General features: G+C 65.4%; 18 protein-coding genes and 1 riboswitch. Of the genes, 11 read left to right on the top strand and 7 right to left on the bottom strand.

Annotation, left to right across the window (positions count from 1 at the left end; translation table 11 throughout):
• Positions 1-427 precede the first annotated feature (427 nt).
• Entirely contained in the window at positions 428-1342 is a 915-nt protein-coding gene (locus AKN83_RS11795) for a 4-hydroxy-tetrahydrodipicolinate synthase family protein (RefSeq protein ID WP_050402727.1), read from the top strand.
• Positions 1343-1401: 59 nt separating this feature from the next.
• Here the strand turns inward: AKN83_RS11795 and AKN83_RS11790 are convergent, their stop codons facing one another.
• Positions 1402-3738 carry a heavy metal translocating P-type ATPase gene (locus AKN83_RS11790; RefSeq protein ID WP_283807364.1) on the bottom strand — a complete coding sequence of 779 codons (2337 nt, stop codon included), beginning with the start codon at positions 3736-3738 and terminating at the stop codon, positions 1402-1404.
• 132 nt (positions 3739-3870) lie between these two features.
• Between AKN83_RS11790 and AKN83_RS11785 the strand changes: the two genes are divergently transcribed.
• Complete coding sequence (locus AKN83_RS11785) at positions 3871-4146, top strand: metal-sensitive transcriptional regulator (RefSeq protein WP_050402729.1); 276 nt, start codon at positions 3871-3873, stop codon at positions 4144-4146.
• A gap of 214 nt (positions 4147-4360) precedes the next feature.
• On the opposite strand, the gene ychF is transcribed toward AKN83_RS11785, so the two are convergent.
• From ychF to AKN83_RS11765, 4 genes are all read right to left on the bottom strand, one after another.
• A complete protein-coding gene (gene ychF, locus AKN83_RS11780) occupies positions 4361-5458 on the bottom strand; it encodes a redox-regulated ATPase YchF (RefSeq protein WP_050402730.1) in 1098 nt (365 codons plus the stop codon).
• A 53-nt stretch (positions 5459-5511) separates the two neighbouring features.
• Positions 5512-6126, bottom strand: coding sequence for an aminoacyl-tRNA hydrolase (gene pth, locus AKN83_RS11775; RefSeq protein ID WP_050402731.1), 615 nt, complete (start codon positions 6124-6126; stop codon positions 5512-5514).
• A gap of 55 nt (positions 6127-6181) precedes the next feature.
• A complete protein-coding gene (locus tag AKN83_RS11770; protein ID WP_050402732.1) occupies positions 6182-6907 on the bottom strand; it encodes a 50S ribosomal protein L25/general stress protein Ctc in 726 nt (241 codons plus the stop codon).
• Between the two features lie 190 nt (positions 6908-7097).
• Positions 7098-7358 (bottom strand): accessory factor UbiK family protein, encoded by a 261-nt coding sequence (locus AKN83_RS11765; protein ID WP_038388183.1) that lies wholly within the window; start codon positions 7356-7358, stop codon positions 7098-7100.
• A gap of 177 nt (positions 7359-7535) precedes the next feature.
• Between AKN83_RS11765 and AKN83_RS11760 the strand changes: the two genes are divergently transcribed.
• The 7 genes from AKN83_RS11760 to AKN83_RS11730 all read left to right on the top strand — a co-directional run bounded on the left by AKN83_RS11760 (position 7536) and on the right by AKN83_RS11730 (position 13402).
• Complete coding sequence (locus AKN83_RS11760) at positions 7536-8267, top strand: dienelactone hydrolase family protein (RefSeq protein WP_050402733.1); 732 nt, start codon at positions 7536-7538, stop codon at positions 8265-8267.
• Between the two features lie 16 nt (positions 8268-8283).
• A complete protein-coding gene (locus AKN83_RS11755) occupies positions 8284-8775 on the top strand; it encodes a GNAT family N-acetyltransferase (RefSeq protein WP_050402734.1) in 492 nt (163 codons plus the stop codon).
• Between the two features lie 5 nt (positions 8776-8780).
• Positions 8781-9623, top strand: coding sequence for a prolipoprotein diacylglyceryl transferase (gene lgt / locus AKN83_RS11750; protein ID WP_050402735.1), 843 nt, complete (start codon positions 8781-8783; stop codon positions 9621-9623).
• A gap of 84 nt (positions 9624-9707) precedes the next feature.
• Positions 9708-10766: a class I SAM-dependent methyltransferase gene (locus tag AKN83_RS11745; RefSeq protein ID WP_050402796.1), complete on the top strand. Its 1059-nt coding sequence runs from the start codon at positions 9708-9710 to the stop codon at positions 10764-10766.
• A complete protein-coding gene (gene pgeF, locus AKN83_RS11740) occupies positions 10763-11530 on the top strand; it encodes a peptidoglycan editing factor PgeF (protein ID WP_050402736.1) in 768 nt (255 codons plus the stop codon). Before AKN83_RS11745 ends, pgeF begins: the two co-directional genes overlap by 4 nt.
• A gap of 121 nt (positions 11531-11651) precedes the next feature.
• On the top strand, positions 11652-12269 hold the full coding sequence (locus tag AKN83_RS11735) for a hypothetical protein (RefSeq protein ID WP_050402737.1): 618 nt from the start codon (positions 11652-11654) through the stop codon (positions 12267-12269).
• A gap of 179 nt (positions 12270-12448) precedes the next feature.
• Positions 12449-13402, top strand: a complete 954-nt coding sequence (locus tag AKN83_RS11730; RefSeq protein ID WP_050402797.1) for a ribose-phosphate pyrophosphokinase — start codon at positions 12449-12451, stop codon at positions 13400-13402.
• Between the two features lie 169 nt (positions 13403-13571).
• On the opposite strand, the gene AKN83_RS11725 is transcribed toward AKN83_RS11730, so the two are convergent.
• Positions 13572-14378, bottom strand: a complete 807-nt coding sequence (locus tag AKN83_RS11725) for an SDR family NAD(P)-dependent oxidoreductase (RefSeq protein ID WP_050402738.1) — start codon at positions 14376-14378, stop codon at positions 13572-13574.
• A gap of 107 nt (positions 14379-14485) precedes the next feature.
• The gene (locus AKN83_RS11720) at positions 14486-15067 is read right to left on the bottom strand and encodes a 6,7-dimethyl-8-ribityllumazine synthase (RefSeq protein WP_050402739.1); all 582 of its coding nucleotides are present in this window, start codon (positions 15065-15067) and stop codon (positions 14486-14488) included.
• A 78-nt stretch (positions 15068-15145) separates the two neighbouring features.
• Positions 15146-15299, bottom strand: a riboswitch (FMN riboswitch).
• 445 nt (positions 15300-15744) lie between these two features.
• Between AKN83_RS11720 and AKN83_RS11715 the strand changes: the two genes are divergently transcribed.
• Complete coding sequence (locus tag AKN83_RS11715) at positions 15745-16245, top strand: type III secretion system chaperone family protein (protein ID WP_016844492.1); 501 nt, start codon at positions 15745-15747, stop codon at positions 16243-16245.
• A 116-nt stretch (positions 16246-16361) separates the two neighbouring features.
• Positions 16362-17240 (top strand): pyrroline-5-carboxylate reductase, encoded by an 879-nt coding sequence (proC, locus tag AKN83_RS11710; RefSeq protein ID WP_172803542.1) that lies wholly within the window; start codon positions 16362-16364, stop codon positions 17238-17240.
• Positions 17241-17246 lie beyond the last annotated feature (6 nt).

Genomic DNA, 17246 nt, shown 5'->3' with positions numbered 1-17246 from the left:
ATGGGGATCATAGTGCTGACACGCTGAGCGGTCGCGTCGCGCATATGTCCCCCTCCTCCAGTGGCGCGGAAGTTCAGTAATCCCTCTTGGAAGGTGATTGTGTCGGCCTCACGTGGCCAATACCTTAAGCCGGGCTCACTTGAGCCCGGCTTTTTTTCATCTCCATGTCTTTTCACCTCGATGTCACGCGCAAACGTGCCGCACGTCACGGTCAGCATGCGGATTGACAACAACCTCGCAGCGCAGCATCATTCTCCAATGATCACGAGTTCGTGCGCCGTTCTGTCGTCGAAAAAAGCTCCCCTCCCGGGGACACGAGATCGCGCGCGATAAGATCACCTTCGCATTCAGACCGATCCCGAAACCCCGCCGCCTGGACGGGGTTTTTTGTTGGTCCCGTCTCCGGCTTTGCCCCTTAGGATGGAACATGACTGAGCTACACCAGCAATTGCAGGGCCTCTGGCTGCCCCTGATCACGCCATTCCGCGACGGCGAACTCGACGCTGCCTCGCTGCGCCGCCTCGTGCGGCACTATGCTGGCGGACCTGTCGACGGCTTCATCCTCGGTGCAACCTCCGGCGAGGGCATGGCGCTGAGTACCGATGAGCTGGAGGGGCTGGTCAGCGTCGTGCTCGACGAGCTCAGTGCCAACTCCCGCCATTTGCCGGTCTGCCTTGGGCTCTCCGGCGCCTCCACGGCCAAGATGAAGGATGCGCTGGACGATACGGCGGACTGGCCGATCGACGGCTATCTGATCGCAAGTCCCTACTACACGAGGCCATCGCAGCGTGGCCTCGTGCGGCACTTCAATGCGCTGGCCGATCACGCATCCTGGCCGATCGTGCTCTACAACATTCCCTATCGCGCGGCGGTGAACCTGACCAATGAGACGCTGCTGGCACTCGCGGAACATCCCAACATCGCCGGCATGAAGGATTGCTGTGCCGACCGTGCGCAGTCGATCGACTTCCTCAATCGCCGGCCCGCGGGCTTCCGCGTGCTGACCGGCGAGGACGCGCAGACCTTCGATGCGCTCTCGGACGGCGCCGACGGCGCGATCCTGCTCTCCGCGCATCTGCAGACGGACACGTTCGCCTCGATCCGCACGCTGTTGCAGCAAGGCAAGCGCGACGCGGCGCAGGCGGCCTGGCAGAGCGTCGTCGGCCTGACCCGGCTGCTATTCGCCGAACCGAGCCCCGCACCGGCCAAGCACTGGCTGTGGCGGCAGGGACTGATCGACAGCCCCGAGGTGCGGCTACCGATGGTCGAGGTAAGCGAGGATCTCGCAACCTGGCTCGATGCCGAGATGGAGCGCCGCGCCCAGCTTCTGCTGCCGGCGTGACTCTCCTAGCCCGGATCGTGTGTCCCGCGCCCAGAGATTTCAGGGCGAGAGACAAGAGCTCAATCCAGCTTCACCCGGGATAGCCGCAGCGCGTTGCCGATCACGCTGACCGAGGACAGCGCCATCGCCGCGGCGCCCACCATCGGCGACAGCAGGATGCCGAACAGCGGATACAGCACGCCGGCCGCGATCGGCACGCCGGCGGCGTTGTAGACGAAGGCGAAGGTCAGGTTCTGGCGGATGTTGCGCATGGTCGCGACCGACAATCGCCGCGCCCGGACGAGGCCCATCAGGTCGCCGGTGAGCAGCGTGATGCCGGCGCTCTCGATTGCGACGTCGGTGCCGCCGCCCATCGCGATGCCGACATCGGCCGCGGCGAGCGCCGGCGCGTCGTTGACGCCGTCGCCTGCCATCGCGACGGTGCGGCCTTCGCCGCGCAGCCGCTGTACGACCTCGCTCTTGCGCTCCGGCAGCACGCCGGCCTCGACCTCGTCGATGCCGAGCCTCTTCGCCACCGCGCGCGCGGTGGTCTCATTGTCGCCGGTCAACATCACGATGCGGAGGCCCTCGGTGCGCAGCGCCTGCAGCGCGTTGGCCGCCGACGTCTTGACCGGATCGGCGATCGCGATCACGCCGGCCGCTCGGCCATCGACCGCGACATAGATCGCCGTCGCGCCGTCGCGCCGCGCGGCCTCGGCGGCCTGGTCCAGCGCCGATGTTGCAATCTTCAACTCACCCATCAGCACGGCGTTGCCGAGCGCAACCTGCCTGCCCTCGACCATGCCGGTCGCGCCCTTGCCGGAGGGCGAGGCAAAATTGTTGACGGCGACTGATGCCAGCTTGCGTTCCCTGGCGGATGCGATGATCGCCTGCGCCAGCGGATGCTCGCTGCCCTGCTCGACGCTGGCGGCCAGGCGCAGCACGCCATTCTCGTCAAAGCCTTCGGCGGCAATGATACGGGTCACCTTCGGCTTGCCCTCGGTGAGCGTGCCGGTCTTGTCGATGACAAGCGTGTCGATTGCCTCCATCCGCTCCAACGCCTGCGCGTCGCGGATCAGGATGCCGGAATGTGCGCCGCGGCCGACGCCGACCATGATCGACATCGGCGTTGCGAGGCCCAGCGCGCAGGGGCAGGCGATGATCAGCACCGTGACGGCGGCAACCAGCGCAAAGGTCAGGCGCGGCTCGGGGCCCAACACCGTCCAGGCGATGAAGGCGAGCACGGCGGCGGCGATCACGGCCGGCACGAACCAGCCGGCGACGCGGTCGGCAAGCCGCTGGATCGGCGCGCGCGAGCGCTGCGCCTTCGCGACCATGTCGACGATCCGCGACAGCATGGTGTCGCGACCGACCTTCTCGGCGCGCATCACGAGGCCGCCGCTCTGGTTGACCGTGCCGCCGATCACGCTCGCGCCTTCCGCCTTCGTGGCCGGCATCGATTCACCCGTGACCATGGATTCGTCGATCACCGCACTTCCCTCGATGACGACGCCATCGACCGGCACCTTCTCGCCGGGGCGTACGCGCAGGCGGTCGCCGACCTTGATCGCGTCGATGTCGATATCCTCGTCGCCGTGATCGGTGATGCGCCGCGCGGTCTTGGGCGCAAGGCCGAGCAGCGCGCGGATCGCGCCCGAGGTCTGCGCGCGGGCGCGCAGCTCCAGCACCTGGCCGAGCAGCACCAGCACCGTAATCACGGCAGCCGCTTCGAAATACACCGCGACCGCGCCGTGCATGTCGCGGAACGCCGGCGGAAACAGCTGCGGCGCCAGCGTGGCGACTACGCTGTAAACATACGCGACGCCGGTGCCCATCGCGATCAGCGTGAACATGTTGAGATTGCGCGTCGTCACCGACTGCCAGCCGCGCACGAAGAACGGCGCGCCGGCCCACAGTACGACGGGCGTCGCCAGCACGAACGAGATCCAGTTCGACCATCCCATCGGCACCAGATCCATCAGCCCGAGATGGCTGCCCATCTCGAGTACGAACACCGGCAGCGTCAGCACGAGGCCGATCCAGAACCGGCGCGTCATGTCGATCAATTCGGGATCCGGCCCGTCGTCGAGCGAGATCTGCTCGGGCTCCAGCGCCATGCCGCAGATCGGGCAAGAGCCGGGACCGACCTGGCGCACCTCGGGATGCATCGGGCAGGTGTAGATCGTGCCGACCGGCATCGGCGGCTCCGCCTCGCGCGGCTTGAGGTACTTCTCGGGCTCGGCCTCGAAACGCTCGCGGCAGCGACCGCTGCAGAACAGGTACTCCTCGCCGTTGTAGCTGAAGCGGTGCTTGGCGGTCGCCGGGTTGACCTTCATGCCGCAGACCGGATCAATCGCGAACGCCGCCTCGGCCGGCGTCGTGTCGTGGCCATGCTTGCCGCCGCAGCAGGAATGCATGGCCGCGCCTTGATCGTGGTGGTGGTGATGATCCGCGTGCGAATGATCGTGCTCTGCGTGTGCCACGAAGTCTCTTCCCGGCCGCTATCCCGGCCTCTTGATTTATATACCCTAGGGGGGTATATGAGACCTATGAGAGACGAGGTCAAGACATCCTGTTTAAAACGGCTCAAACGGATCGAGGGTCAGATCCGCGGGTTGGCCACCATGGTCGAGGAAGACCGCTATTGCATCGACGTGGTGACGCAGATCGCGGCCGCGCGCGCGGCGCTGCGCCGCGTCGAGGAAGAGGTCCTGCGCGATCATGTCGCGCATTGCGTCGAGCATGCGATCTCGTCCGGCGACAAGGCCGACCAGCGGCGCAAGATCGCCGAGCTGATGGATGTGATCGGGCGTGCGGATAGGTGAAGCGAGCGCCACCGCATACTCGATGTCGTCCCTGCGAAGGCAGGGACCCATAACCACAGGACGTGGGGATAGAGCGAGCTGGGGCCACAGCTAGCTTCAACAACACGACCCTGTGGTTATGGGTCCCGGGTCGCGCTTCGCTTGCCCGGACGACGTGGGGAGAAATCGAGTCCCAGCTCACCGCCACCGTCGCGCAGCAGCCGGCGATCGCTGCTCAGGTATTGAACCTGAAATGCATGACGTCGCCGTCGGCGACGACGTAGTCCTTGCCTTCGAGCCGCAGCTTGCCGGCATCGCGCGCGCCGGCTTCGCCGTTGCCCGCGATATAATCATCATACGCGATGGTCTCGGCGCGGATGAAGCCCTTCTCGAAATCGGTATGGATCACACCGGCAGCGGCGGGCGCCTTGGTGCCGCGATCAATGGTCCAGGCGCGCGCTTCTTTCGGGCCGACGGTGAAATAGGTGATGAGGTCGAGCAGCTGGTAGCCGGCGCGGATCAGCCGGTCGAGCCCGGCCTCTTCGAGGCCAAGCGTCTCCAGGAACTCGGCGCGCTCGGCGCGCGACAGCGTCGCGATCTCGGATTCGATTTTGGCCGAGATCACGACCGCGACCGCGCCCTCTTCCTTGGCACGCGCGAACACCGCCTTGGAGAAATTGTTGCCGTCCTTGGCCGAGCCTTCCTCGACGTTGCAGACATAGAGCACGGGCTTCGAGGTCAAGAGGCCGAGCATGCGGAACGCGCGCTCCTCCTCAGGTTTGCGCTCGAGCGCACGCGCCGGCTTGCCGTCGCGCAGCAGCACCAGCGCGCGGTTGACGAGCTCGAGCTGTTCCTTGGCTTCCTTGTCGTTGCCCTTGGCCTTCTTAGACAGATTGTCGACGCGCTTCTCGAGGCTGTCGAGATCGGACAGCATCAGCTCGGTCTCGATGGTCTCGATGTCGGCGAGCGGCGCGATCTTGCCTTCGACATGGGTGATGTCGGAGTCTTCGAAGCAGCGCACCACATGGGCGATGGCGTCGACCTCGCGGATGTTGGCGAGGAACTGGTTGCCGAGGCCTTCGCCCTGCGACGCGCCGCGCACGAGGCCGGCGATATCGACGAAGGTCAGCCGGGTCGGGATGATCTGCGCGGATTTCGCGACCGCCGCGAGCTTGTCCAGCCGCGGATCGGGCACCGCCACCTCACCGACATTCGGCTCGATGGTGCAGAACGGATAGTTCGCCGCCTGGGCGGCTGCCGTCTCGGTCAGCGCATTGAACAGCGTCGATTTGCCGACGTTAGGCAGCCCGACGATCCCGCATTTGAATCCCATGTCTTCCTCTATCCAGCTTGCCCGGCCTCGTGCCGGACGCGACCACAAGGGGATCAGGCGGGCTTCTCGCCGCCGTTCTCACCCTTGTCGAAAAATCCCTTGGCCTGCATCGTCAGATGCACCTTGTTGGCGAACGAGGCATCGTGGCCCGCAGCCAGCAGGCCGGCATTGTCGGCGATGGCCTGGCACAAGGCCTCCACCCACGCCCGGTCGCTCTTGGCGAAGTCGGACAGCACGTGGCTGTGCACGAGCTCCTTGACGCCGGGATGACCGATCCCGAGCCGCACCCGCCGATATTCGTTGCCGATATGTGCGGAGATCGAGCGCAGCCCGTTATGGCCGGCGATCCCGCCGCCGATCTTGACCCGCACCTTGCCGGGCGGCAGTTCGAGCTCGTCCTGGAACACGGTGATGTCGGCGGGGGCGAGCTTGAAGAAGTTCGCCGCTTCCTGCACCGCGCGGCCGGACTCGTTCATGTAGGTGGTCGGCTTCAGCAACACGACCTTCTCACGATCGACGACGCCTTCGGAGGTCTCGCCCTGAAAGCGACGGCGCCATGGTGCAAAACCATGACGCCGTGCAATCTCGTCGACCGCCAGGAAACCGATATTGTGCCGGTTGCTGACGTATTTCGCGCCGGGATTACCGAGACCGACAAAAAGGCGCATGGCGCGGCATCCCGTGTCGGCGCGCCATCAGAGGATCGCGCGCCGACCTGATCGGTTACTTCTTCTTGTCGCCACCGCCGGCGGGAGCCTTCGCACCCGCGGCCGGAGCCGCAGCACCCGCAGCCGGAGCCGCCGCTGCGGCCGGAGCTGCAGCACCCGCGGCCGGAGCCGCGCCACCAGCAGCCGCCGCAGCCGCGGCCTTCTGCTCTTCGGCGTAGCCGGACGGCGGCACGATGGTGACCAGCGTCGCGTCCTCGCGGGTCAGCGACTTCACGCCCTTGGGCAGCGTGACCTCGGAGAGATGCAGCGAGTGGCTGATCTCGAGGCTGCCGACGTCGACTTCGATGTATTGCGGAATATTGTCGGCCGCGCACTCGAGGTCGAGCGCGTGGGTGACGATATTCACGGTGCCGCCGCGCTTGATGCCGGGGGCGGTTTCCGCGTTCACGACGTGCAACGGCACGCTGACGCGGATGGTCGCGCCTTCGCCGAGCCGCATGAAGTCGACATGGATCGGGAAGTCCTTCACCGGGTCGAGGTGGAAGTCGCGCGGAATCACGCGGTGCTTCTTCCCCTCGAGGTCGATGTCATAGATCGTGGTCAGGAACCGGCCCGCCAGGATGCGCTGGCGCAGTTCGCGATCGTCGACCGAGATGGTGACGGGGGGCTGGTTGTCTCCGTAGATCACTCCGGGAACTCTCCCGGCGCGACGCTCTGCCCGGGCGGCCCCCTTGCCGCTCTTCGGACGCGCGGTCGCCTTCAATTCCTTGACGGTCGCCATAGCGTTAAGTCCTTGTATTTAAAAAGTTAAAGGCCGCAGCGCGGCCCATGCTCAGGTCCACAGCAAGCCTCCAGGGGTGCGGGGGCCGCGGACGTGGCGGGCTTTTAGCCCCAAAGGGCCGAAATGACAAGGAAATGAAGGGATTTTTCTCACCCTCCATCACCCTCCTCCTCCAGGGGAGGGTGAAAGATCAGCCCGCCGAACCGCCGAGCTTGGCTTCCAGCGCGGCGATCCTCGCCTTCAGCGCCTCGTTCTCCTCGCGCGCCAGGCGGGCCATGTCCTTGACCGCGTCGAATTCCTCGCGCTTGACGACGTCGAGGTCGCGCAGGATGCGTTCGGCCTGGTTGCGCATGACCGTGTCGACCTCGCGCTTGACGCCCTGGGCAGCGCCAGCGGCATCGTTCATCAGACGGCCGATCTCATCGAAAAACCGGTTGCTAGTCTGGGTCATCTGGCAAAACTCTCCGCGTTCACTGAATCGCGATAAGACAATGGCGATGTCAGCCACCGGGTTCAAGTCCGTCGCGAATGGCAGACTTCCCGGGAGCTTGCCTTGTCATGCTCCGGTTTCCTTGCAATCGTATGAACTCACAACAGAAATCGCACACATAACGCGAGCAAAAGCGCCATGATCGAAGCGACCGTCGAGATCCCGACCAAGGACGGCAGGACCACCACCTTCATCACCCATCCCGAGCGCGCCGGCCCGTTTCCTGTCGTCATCTTCTACATGGATGCGCCTGGTATCCGCGAGGAGCTGCGCGACATGGCGCGCCGGCTCGGCACCTCAGGCTATTATGTGATGCTGCCCAACATGTATTACCGCGCCGGCGTGATGGAGCTTGGCCCGATCAATCCCGACCCGGAATCGCCCGAGCGCAAGCGGATGTTCGAACTGATGCACTCGCTCAACATCCCGCTGGTCATGGAAGACACCAAGGGCCTGCTCACCTACGCCGAGACGCAGAAGGCCGCCAACACCAAGATCATCGGCACGGTCGGCTATTGCATGAGCGGCCGCTATGCAGTGAACGCGGCGACGCATCTCGGCGATCGCGTCAAGGCCGCCGCCTCGGTTTACGGCACGCATCTGGCGACCGACCAGCCCGACAGCCCGCATCTCGCCGCGCAGAAGACCAAGGCCGAGCTCTATTTCGCCTGCGCCGAGACCGACATCTACGCGCCAACGGAGATCATCGAACAGGTGAAGGCGGGCATGAAGGGCTCGAACAACGAGGTCGAGATCTATCCCGGTACGCATCACGGGTTCGCCTTTCCCAAGCGCCCGGTCTACGACCGCGACGCCGCCGAACGCCACTGGGAGCGGCTGCTCGCGCTCTACCGCCGCAACCTGGTCTGAGGCCCGAAGCACGGGGATGGCGGGCGCCGCGCGCATTCGAGACTACCGAAGTTCCGACGCCGACGCGGTGAACCGGCTTGCGGTGACGGCCTTCGAGCAATTCCGTGACGCCTTCAACGACTGGCCGGCGATGCGCGCCGGTCTGTCAAAAACCTCCGTATTGAGCTCCGGCGGCGAGATCGTCGTCGCCGAGCTCGGCGACCGGCTGGCCGGCGCGGTTGGCTATTTCGGGCCCGGCGTCAAAAAGGCCGCATTCTTCGATCAGGCATGGCCGGTCATTCGCATGCTGGTCGTCGACCCCGTCGACAGGGGCAAGGGACTCGGGCATGCGTTGACGTCGGAATGCCTCGCCAGGGCGCGGCGCGACCGGTGCCGGACCATTGCGCTTCACACGAGCCCCATCATGACGGTCGCCTTGCCCATGTATCTGAAGATGGGCTTCAGCAAGGTGCATGACGCTCCGCCCATTCATGGCGTGCCCTACGCCGTCTACACGAAAGCGCTCTGATCCCGATGCCGTTCCTGCTGATCGACTTTCCGGTATTCAACCCCGTCGCGCTCGCGCTCGGGCCGATCGTGATCCGCTGGTACGCGCTGGCCTATATCGTCGGCATCGTGCTGGGCTGGATCTATGCCCGCTCGCTGATCAAGAAGGAGCGACTGTGGGGCGGCGAGGTGCCGATCACGTTGCCGCAGCTCGACGATTTCATCCTCTGGGTCACCATCGGCATCATCGTCGGCGGTCGCACCGGTTATGTGCTGTTCTACAATCTGCCCTTCTTCATCGCGCATCCGTCCGAGATCCTCGAACTGTGGAAGGGCGGCATGTCGTTCCACGGCGGCTTCCTCGGCTGCGTCGCAGCGGTGATGCTGTTTGCCCGCCGCAACGACATTCCGATCCTGTCGCTCGGCGACATCACCACCGCAGTCGCGCCGATCGGGCTGTTCCTCGGCCGGCTCGCCAATTTCATCAACAGCGAATTGTGGGGCCGGCACGCCGATCCGAGCCTGCCCTGGGCGATGGTCTTCCCCAATGGCGGACCGCTGCCGCGGCATCCGAGCCAACTCTACGAGGCAGGCCTCGAGGGCATCGTGCTGTTCACTGCGCTGGCGATCATGATCCGGATGGGCGCGCTCAAACGGCCCGGCCTGATCCTCGGCAGCTTCATTGCGATCTACGGCATCGCGCGGATCATCGGCGAGCATTTCAGGGAGCCCGATCCGCAACTCGGATTCCTGTGGGGCGGATTGACGATGGGGATGCTGCTGTCGGTGCCAATGATCATTGTGGGCGCTATCATCATCACGGCCGCCGTTCGCCGCAGGGCGAACGGACCGGCATCGAGTTCAACGTAGAGCAAGTGCAATCCAAGGAAGGCCGTGAGCGAACCCTCCCCACTGCTGGATGAGATCAGGAAGCTTATCAAGCTGTCCGGGCCGATGCCGGTCTGGCGCTACATGGAATTGTGCCTGATGCATCCGCGCTACGGCTACTATCTGTCGCGCGACCCGCTCGGCCGCGAGGGCGACTTCACGACGGCGCCCGAGGTCAGCCAGATGTTCGGCGAACTGCTCGGGCTTTGGAGCGCATCGATCTGGCGTGCGATCGGCTCGCCGGACACGCTGCGCCTGATCGAGCTTGGGCCCGGCCGCGGCACCATGATGTCGGATGCATTGCGTGCGCTGCGCGTGCTGCCGCCGCTCTACCAGTCGCTCAGCATCCACCTCGTCGAGGTCAACCCGGTGCTGCGCGAGAAGCAGTACGCCACGCTGACCGGCGTGCGCAACATCACCTGGCACGACAGCATCGACGACGTGCCGGACGGACCGGCGGTGATCCTCGCCAACGAATATTTCGACGTGCTGCCGATCCACCAGATGGTCCGCCGCGAGACTGGCTGGCACGAGCGCACGGTCGGAATGGATGCCAATGGCAGCCTGTATTTCGCGCCCGCCGCCGAGCCGACGCCACATTTCGAGCTGCTGCTGCCGCCGCTGGTGCGCGCCGCCCCGTTAGGTGCGGTGTTCGAATGGCGGCCTGACAGCGAGATCATGAAGCTCGCAACCCGGGTGCGCGACCAGGACGGCGCCGCTTTGATCATCGATTACGGTCATCTGCGCAGCGACGCCGGCGACACCTTCCAGGCGATCGCGCGCCACAGCTTCGCCGACCCGCTGAAGAACCCGGGACAGGCCGACATCACGGCGCACGTCGATTTCCAGGCGTTGGCGCGGGCTGCCGAGGACGTCGGCGCGCGCGTCCACGGGCCGGCAACGCAGGGCGACTTCCTCAAGCGCCTCGGCGTCGAGGCCCGCGCCGCCGGGCTGATGGCGAAAGCCTCGCCCGAGGTCTCCGCCGACATTGCCGGCGCACTGAAGCGCCTGACCGATTCCGGACGCGGCGGGATGGGCTCGATGTTCAAGGTCATGGCCATCTCCGACCCGCGCCTCACCTCGATCGCCGGCCTCAGCGATCAGACTGACGAGACCGAACAATGACATTGGGATCACCGCTGCTGTCGGCTATACCAAGCCTGCGCCATGCCTTCTTCTCGCGCGAGGGCGGCGTCTCCGAGGGGGTCTATGCCGGCCTCAATGGCGGGCTCGGCTCAAAGGACGATCCGGCCAAGGTCGCGGAGAACCGGCGGCGGATGGCCGAGCAGCTCGGCGTGCCGCTCGACCACCTGATCAGCGTGCATCAGGTGCACTCGCCCGACGTCGTCGTCGTGGACGGCCCGTGGAACGGCGCGCCGCGCCCGAAGGCGGATGCGCTGGTCACACGCACCGAGGGGCTTGCGATCTCGGTCACGACCGCCGACTGCGGTCCCATCCTGTTCGTCGACCCCAATGCGCGTGTAATCGGCGCCGCGCATGCCGGCTGGAAGGGCGCGCTGACCGGCGTGCTGGAATCGACCATCGATGCGATGGAAAAGCTCGGCGCCGAGCGCGGCGGCATCGTCGCCGCCATCGGCCCACTGATCCGCAAGGAATCCTACGAGGTCGGAGGCGAATTCGTCGAGCGCTTCATCGAGGCCGATGCCGAGAACGGCATGTTCTTCATGCCCGCCGAACGCGACGGACACGCGATGTTCGATCTGCCCGGCTTCATCCGGATGCGGCTGGAAAATGCCGGCGTGCTGATGATCGACGATCTCGGCATCGACACCTATTCCGACGAGCGCTGCTTCAGCTACCGCCGCTCGGTGCATCGCAAGGAAGCCGATTACGGCCGGCTCGTGCACGCCATCGCGCTGCAAAGCTGACGCCTGCGGCTGCCAAGGAATTTGATCCTGACCCGCACCGTTCGCAGCCGGCTGGATCGGTTAAGTGCTGTGGCCGTCCTGCCCTAGACGTTAAGCCGTTTTAACGATATCGCAGGACGCAATGAGGGAAGCGTCAAACTACCAGTTTCAAACTGGGACAGTCGTGCGTGCGGCGATCGCGGCCACATGGCTGACGATTGCGTGTGCACTTGGCGGCTGCGCGGCCGGCGGCAACGTGGCCGACTCCTACGCAATGGCGACGCCGGCGAGCGGCGGCACAACCATCGCGTTCGAATCGATCGATGGTCCGCCGCCCCAAGTATTCGACCGCATGGTCGGCGTGCTCGACAGCGAATCCAAGATGCGCAGCCTGGCGATCGTGTCGCGCCAAGGCACAGCGGCGTATCGCGTGCGCAGCTATCTCTCGGCGCAGGTGGTGCGCGGCCGCACCATGATCGCGTGGGTGTGGGACGTCTATGACAGCAACCAGCAACGGGCGCTCCGGTTGTCCGGCGAAGAGCCCGCCGGCAAGGCCGGCAGCGACGCCTGGGCCGCCGCCGATGATCTGGTGCTGCGCAAGATCGCCCAGGCCGGCCTCAGCGGCCTGTCCAGCATGATCAATGGCGGCCCGGCGGACAGCCCGGCGCCCGCCGCGGCACCGGAGCTCCGTGGGCCGGCGATGGTGAACGCTCCTGCCGCCGCGCCCGAGACCGTGGCGCTGAGCTATTCCGCCAACTAACCCCCGGTATCTCCCGGGGAAAGGCGTTTTTTGCCCAGGAAAACCGCAGTGGAGGCGGCCTAATGGGTTGCCATCCGAGCCGCCTGCCTGATATTCCCTCGCGCACCGAAAACCCGCCGGTTCTGTAAGGACTTGAGATGCTGAACGTCGTATCCAGCAAGGCGCGGGGGGAAGCATCGATGTCGGCAAAGAACGGATCAATCAAGCTCGTCGCCGGCAACTCCAATCCTGCGCTGGCGCAGGACATCGCCAGGGGACTTGGCATCGAACTGACCAAGGCCGTGGTCCGGCGCTTCGCCGACATGGAGATCTTCGTCGAGATCCAGGAGAACGTCCGCGGCTCGGACATGTTCATCCTGCAGTCGACGTCGTTTCCGGCCAACGACAATCTGATGGAGCTTTTGATCATCACCGACGCGCTGCGCCGCTCCTCGGCGCGCCGCATCACAGCGGTGGTGCCCTATTTCGGCTACGCCAGGCAGGATCGCAGGTCCGGCTCGCGCACGCCGATCTCGGCCAAGCTCGTCGCCAATCTGATCGCCCATGCTGGCGTCGACCGCGTCATGACGCTCGACCTGCATGCCGGCCAGATCCAGGGCTTCTTCGACATCCCGACCGACAACCTGTTCGCGGCGCCCCTGATGGTGCGCGACATCAGAGAAAAATTCGACCTCGCCAAGGTGATGGTGGTGTCGCCCGACGTCGGCGGCGTGGCGCGTGCCCGCGGCCTCGCCAAGCGCATCAACACCCCGCTTGCGATCGTCGACAAGCGCCGCGAGCGCCCCGGCGAGTCCGAGGTGATGAACGTGATCGGCGACGTCGCCGGCTACAACTGCATCCTGGTCGACGACATCGTCGATTCCGGCGGCACCCTGGTGAACGCGGCCGACGCGCTGATCGCGCACGGCGCCAAGGAGGTCTCGGCCTACATCACCCATGGCGTGCTGTCCGGCGGCGCCGCCGCGCGCATTGCCTCGTCGCGGCTGAAGGAACTGGTCATCACCGATTCGATCCTGCCGACCGAGGCCGTCAACAAGGCGCCGAACATCCGCCAGATCTCGATCGCCGGCCTGATCGCCGAAGCGATCGGCCGCACCGCGGCGGAAGAGTCGGTCTCCAGCCTGTTTGATTAAGCCCTACTGTCGTCCCTGCATTCGGATGCTTTCGCAGGGACGACACCGAGCGTATGGCGCCCGATGCGCTAAAGCGCGATGAGATTGGGTTGAATCATCATCGCGCTTTAGCTCCTTGTTTGAACATGATCTTTTCGGAAAACCGCTTCACACTTTTCCGGATCATGCTCTAGAACCCCGGCCGCGGCACGTGGCTCATCAGCGTCCGCGCATAGCCGCCATCGACGATGATCTCCTCACCATTGACGTATGACGACCTGTCGCTCGCCAGGAACAGGATCGCATCCGCCATGTCCTGCGGCATGCCGATTCGGCGCATCGGCACCACGGCGGTGCGACGCTCGGTGACCCCGGGCGTATCGTAGAACGCCTGGCTCATCGGCGTGACCACGAGGCCGGGGCTGACCACATTGCTGCGGATGCCGTGCGGTCCCCATTCGGCGGCGAGTTGCTGCGAGAGCATCACGACGGCAGCCTTGCTGACGCTGTAGGCGCCGCTCTGCCCCTGCGCATTGCTGGCGGCGATCGAGGCGACGTGGATGAGGCTGCCGCGTCCGGCCTTGCGCATCTGGCGGCCGAACGCCTGCGCGCAGATGAAATAGCCGGTGAGGTTGATCGCCAGCACCGCATTCCATTCGGCGAGCGGCAGCGTGTCGAGCCCGCCGGGACGCAGCACGGCGGCGGTGTTGACGAGGATGTCGCAAGGACCAAGCGTGCGCGCGACGGCGTCAGCGGCCGCCGCGACATTGTCCTCGCTGGTCGCGTCGCAGCCCGCGACGTGATGACCGTCGCCGAACTCGCGAAGCTTTGCCTTGGTCTCCGCCAGGGAGTGCTCGTCACGATCGAGCGCGGCGACCCTTGCGCCGGCACGCGCGAAGCTGATCGCGGTGGCGCGGCCGATGCCGCCGCCTCCGCCGGTGACGACGGCAACGCGGCCCGACAGGCCGAGCCAGTCGGAAGATTGTTGTTCGGTCATGGGCGCCTCCCGCGCGTTCTGATTATGCGGCAAGCATAACCGAACGCGCTGGCTGCGAGAGCGACCCCGGCACGCATGCCGGAGCAGCTTTTACGTCGGACCTTGAGCTAACCAGGAATCCCCGCCGCGACCTGACCGCGCAGCCGCTCCAGGCTGAGCAACGTGTTGGCGCAGGCCTCCGCGACCTCGATCCCCTTGATCACGAAGTGCTTGCGGAAGAAGTCGTAATGCACCTCGGTCTCGTGGAATTGCTGCGGTGTCAGCACGGCCGAGAACACCGGCACCTCGGTGCGCAATTGCACATCCATCAGCGCCTTGATCACGGTATCGGCGACGAATTCATGGCGGTAGATGCCGCCATCGACGACGAGCCCGGCCGCGACGATCGCGGTGTAGCGGCGGGTCTTCGCCAGCAGCTGCGCGTGAAGCGGGATCTCGAACGAGCCCGGCACCTCGAACACATCGACATTGGTGATGTGTCGCGCCTCGATCTCCTTCAGGAAGGAGATGCGGCACTCTTCCACCACGTCGCGATGCCAGGACGATTGCACGAAGGCAACGCGCTGCGGCTTCGCGAAGTGCGGATGCTCCGGCGTCGGCGGGCTAGCCGGCGTATCGGGAGCGCTTGCTGCTTCGGAGGTTTGGACTTGAGAAGCTTGAACGTCTTGGTCTTGCAACATCTGATTCATGGCTTTCCTCTTTCAGGACCAGAATCAGGGCACACGGACAACGACACAAGCCCACGCGAAAATCGCGTTGGCTGCCGCAACCGTTCTCTTTCATCCGGACTGTAACCGTCGGCTTCGGAATTGCACCGAATCTGCTGACCCTTCTCCCGCTTCGCGGAAGAAGGCGCTCGCGGGCTTGGGCTCATCGCCCTTTACCGCCGGTGGGGATTTTCACCCCGCCCTGAGAACATCGGCACGCCCGGGATGGACGTGCCTGAGCCGAAATATGACCAAACCGCGACAGCGGGGCAAGCACCTTTGGCATGGGCAAACGGCATGTCCCCATGACCGCGCCGCGGCCCTCGCAGGGGGCGATCCGAGGGCCAAAAAGTCGATTCACGCGAGCGGTAAAGCGCCGGCAAATGGTTAACAAATCGTTACGACAACGCGGAGATTCCGATTTGTTCGCAAAATCACAAGTGTGGCGGAGATCAGCTGTGGACGATGCGCGCTTTGGCTGTGGACGGACTCGGCGTGCGGTTGCGCGGATTCCGCAAATCACATCACTTCATCGGCGTCAGGTCCAGGGGCATCCGGAAGCCCGCATCAGGAGCTGTACTCGGCCACGACGCAGTATGTCGCAAGTGCCGGCTTCCGTGTGCGTATCAAGCGATCATAAGAACAAGGTCCGAGACGGCATGTCCCTCCTCGAAAGCATTATCGATTCCCGGAACAACCCGCTTGCGGTGGTCGAGGATATCGCCACCGACAACAACTGGGCGTTCGAGCGTTCCGGCGAAGACGAGGTGACGATCGTCTCCAAGGGAGACTGGATCGATTATCAGCTCTCCTTCACCTGGATGGGCGAGATCGAGGCGCTGCATCTCGCCTGCGCCTTCGACATGAAGATGCCTCAGGCGCGTCGCGCCGAGGTGCAGCGGCTGGTCGCCGCGATCAACGAGCAGTTGTGGGTCGGCCATTTCGATCTGTGGACCCACACCGGCATGGTGATGCATCGTCAGGCGCTGGTGCTACCCGGCGGCCTCACCGCCTCCACCGCGCAATGCGAGGCCATGGTGGTCAACGCGATCCACGCCTGCGAGCGCTACTATCCGGCGTTCCAGTTCGTGGTGTGGGCCGGCAAGTCAACCGCCGAGGCGATGGCCGCCGCGATGTTCGATACCGAGGGCGAGGCGTAGGCGCGTCGCATCATCGGTGCCGTCCCTGCGAAAGCAGGGACCCATACTCCGCGACGGGAGTGGTTGCCCGACCTGCTTGTGGCCTGCCGCTCGCTCCACTAGAACCGCCTGTGGTTATGGGTCCCTGCTTCCGCAGGGACGACACAGAGTTTGCGGAGCCACCTGTGAGCACGACAAACAGCCCTTTGAAAGATGTTACCGGCACGATCGCGCTCGCGGGCGCGGGCAAGATGGGCGGCGCCATGCTGACCGGCTGGCTCGCACAAGGCCTCGCGCCGACGCGGGTCGCGGTGATCGATCCATATCTCTCGCCGGAAATCTCCGCGCTCGCCCCGAAGGGCGTGCGGCTCAATCCGCAGGCGAAGGATCTCGGCACGGTCGATACGCTGGTCGTCGCGGTGAAGCCGCAATCGTTCCGCGACGCCGGCGCCGCGCTGAAGGCGCTCGTCGGTCCGTCGACACTCGTGGTCTCGATCATGGCCGGGACCACTATCGCTGCGCTGGAAGAGGTGGTCGGCGGCGCGGTGGTGCGCGCGATGCCGAACACGCCGGCGGCGATCGGCCGCGGCATCACGGTCGCGGTGCCATCAACGCGCGTCACCGCCGCGCAGCGCGCCATGACCGATGCGCTGCTGAAAGCGACAGGGCTGGTCGAATGGGTCGACGATGAGAGCCTGATGGACGCGGTGACTGCCGTCTCCGGCTCCGGTCCGGCCTATGTCTTCCTGCTCGCCGAGGAACTCGCCCGCGCCGGCGTCGCGGCCGGGCTGCCCGAGCAGCTCGCGACCACGCTGGCGCGCGCGACCGTTGCCGGCGCCGGCGAGTTGCTGCATCGCTCGGATCTGCCGTCGGCGACGCTGCGGCAGAACGTCACCTCGCCCGGTGGCACCACCGCGGCTGCGCTCGAGGTGCTGATGGCCAATGACGGCATGCAGCCGCTGATGACCCGCGCGATCGCCGCAGCGACGAGGCGCTCGAAGGAATTGGCGAAGTAGTCACGT

It is taken from the genome of Bradyrhizobium embrapense, from assembly GCF_001189235.2.
GTDB classification, from domain to species: domain Bacteria; phylum Pseudomonadota; class Alphaproteobacteria; order Rhizobiales; family Xanthobacteraceae; genus Bradyrhizobium; species Bradyrhizobium embrapense.
This window is presented reverse-complemented; position numbering and strand designations above follow the sequence as displayed.

Coding starts and splice junctions, on each gene's coding strand:
- AKN83_RS11795 (WP_050402727.1), top strand. CDS start 428: ATGACTGAGCTACACCAGCAATTGCAGGGCCTCTGGCTGCCCCTGATC.
- AKN83_RS11790 (WP_283807364.1), bottom strand. CDS start 3,738: ATGCATTCCTGCTGCGGCGGCAAGCATGGCCACGACACGACGCCGGCC.
- AKN83_RS11785 (WP_050402729.1), top strand. CDS start 3,871: ATGAGAGACGAGGTCAAGACATCCTGTTTAAAACGGCTCAAACGGATC.
- ychF (WP_050402730.1), bottom strand. CDS start 5,458: ATGGGATTCAAATGCGGGATCGTCGGGCTGCCTAACGTCGGCAAATCG.
- pth (WP_050402731.1), bottom strand. CDS start 6,126: ATGCGCCTTTTTGTCGGTCTCGGTAATCCCGGCGCGAAATACGTCAGC.
- AKN83_RS11770 (WP_050402732.1), bottom strand. CDS start 6,907: ATGGCGACCGTCAAGGAATTGAAGGCGACCGCGCGTCCGAAGAGCGGC.
- AKN83_RS11765 (WP_038388183.1), bottom strand. CDS start 7,358: ATGACCCAGACTAGCAACCGGTTTTTCGATGAGATCGGCCGTCTGATG.
- AKN83_RS11760 (WP_050402733.1), top strand. CDS start 7,536: ATGATCGAAGCGACCGTCGAGATCCCGACCAAGGACGGCAGGACCACC.
- AKN83_RS11755 (WP_050402734.1), top strand. CDS start 8,284: ATGGCGGGCGCCGCGCGCATTCGAGACTACCGAAGTTCCGACGCCGAC.
- lgt (WP_050402735.1), top strand. CDS start 8,781: ATGCCGTTCCTGCTGATCGACTTTCCGGTATTCAACCCCGTCGCGCTC.
- AKN83_RS11745 (WP_050402796.1), top strand. CDS start 9,708: ATGCCGGTCTGGCGCTACATGGAATTGTGCCTGATGCATCCGCGCTAC.
- pgeF (WP_050402736.1), top strand. CDS start 10,763: ATGACATTGGGATCACCGCTGCTGTCGGCTATACCAAGCCTGCGCCAT.
- AKN83_RS11735 (WP_050402737.1), top strand. CDS start 11,652: ATGAGGGAAGCGTCAAACTACCAGTTTCAAACTGGGACAGTCGTGCGT.
- AKN83_RS11730 (WP_050402797.1), top strand. CDS start 12,449: ATGTCGGCAAAGAACGGATCAATCAAGCTCGTCGCCGGCAACTCCAAT.
- AKN83_RS11725 (WP_050402738.1), bottom strand. CDS start 14,378: ATGACCGAACAACAATCTTCCGACTGGCTCGGCCTGTCGGGCCGCGTT.
- AKN83_RS11720 (WP_050402739.1), bottom strand. CDS start 15,067: ATGAATCAGATGTTGCAAGACCAAGACGTTCAAGCTTCTCAAGTCCAA.
- AKN83_RS11715 (WP_016844492.1), top strand. CDS start 15,745: ATGTCCCTCCTCGAAAGCATTATCGATTCCCGGAACAACCCGCTTGCG.
- proC (WP_172803542.1), top strand. CDS start 16,362: ATGGGTCCCTGCTTCCGCAGGGACGACACAGAGTTTGCGGAGCCACCT.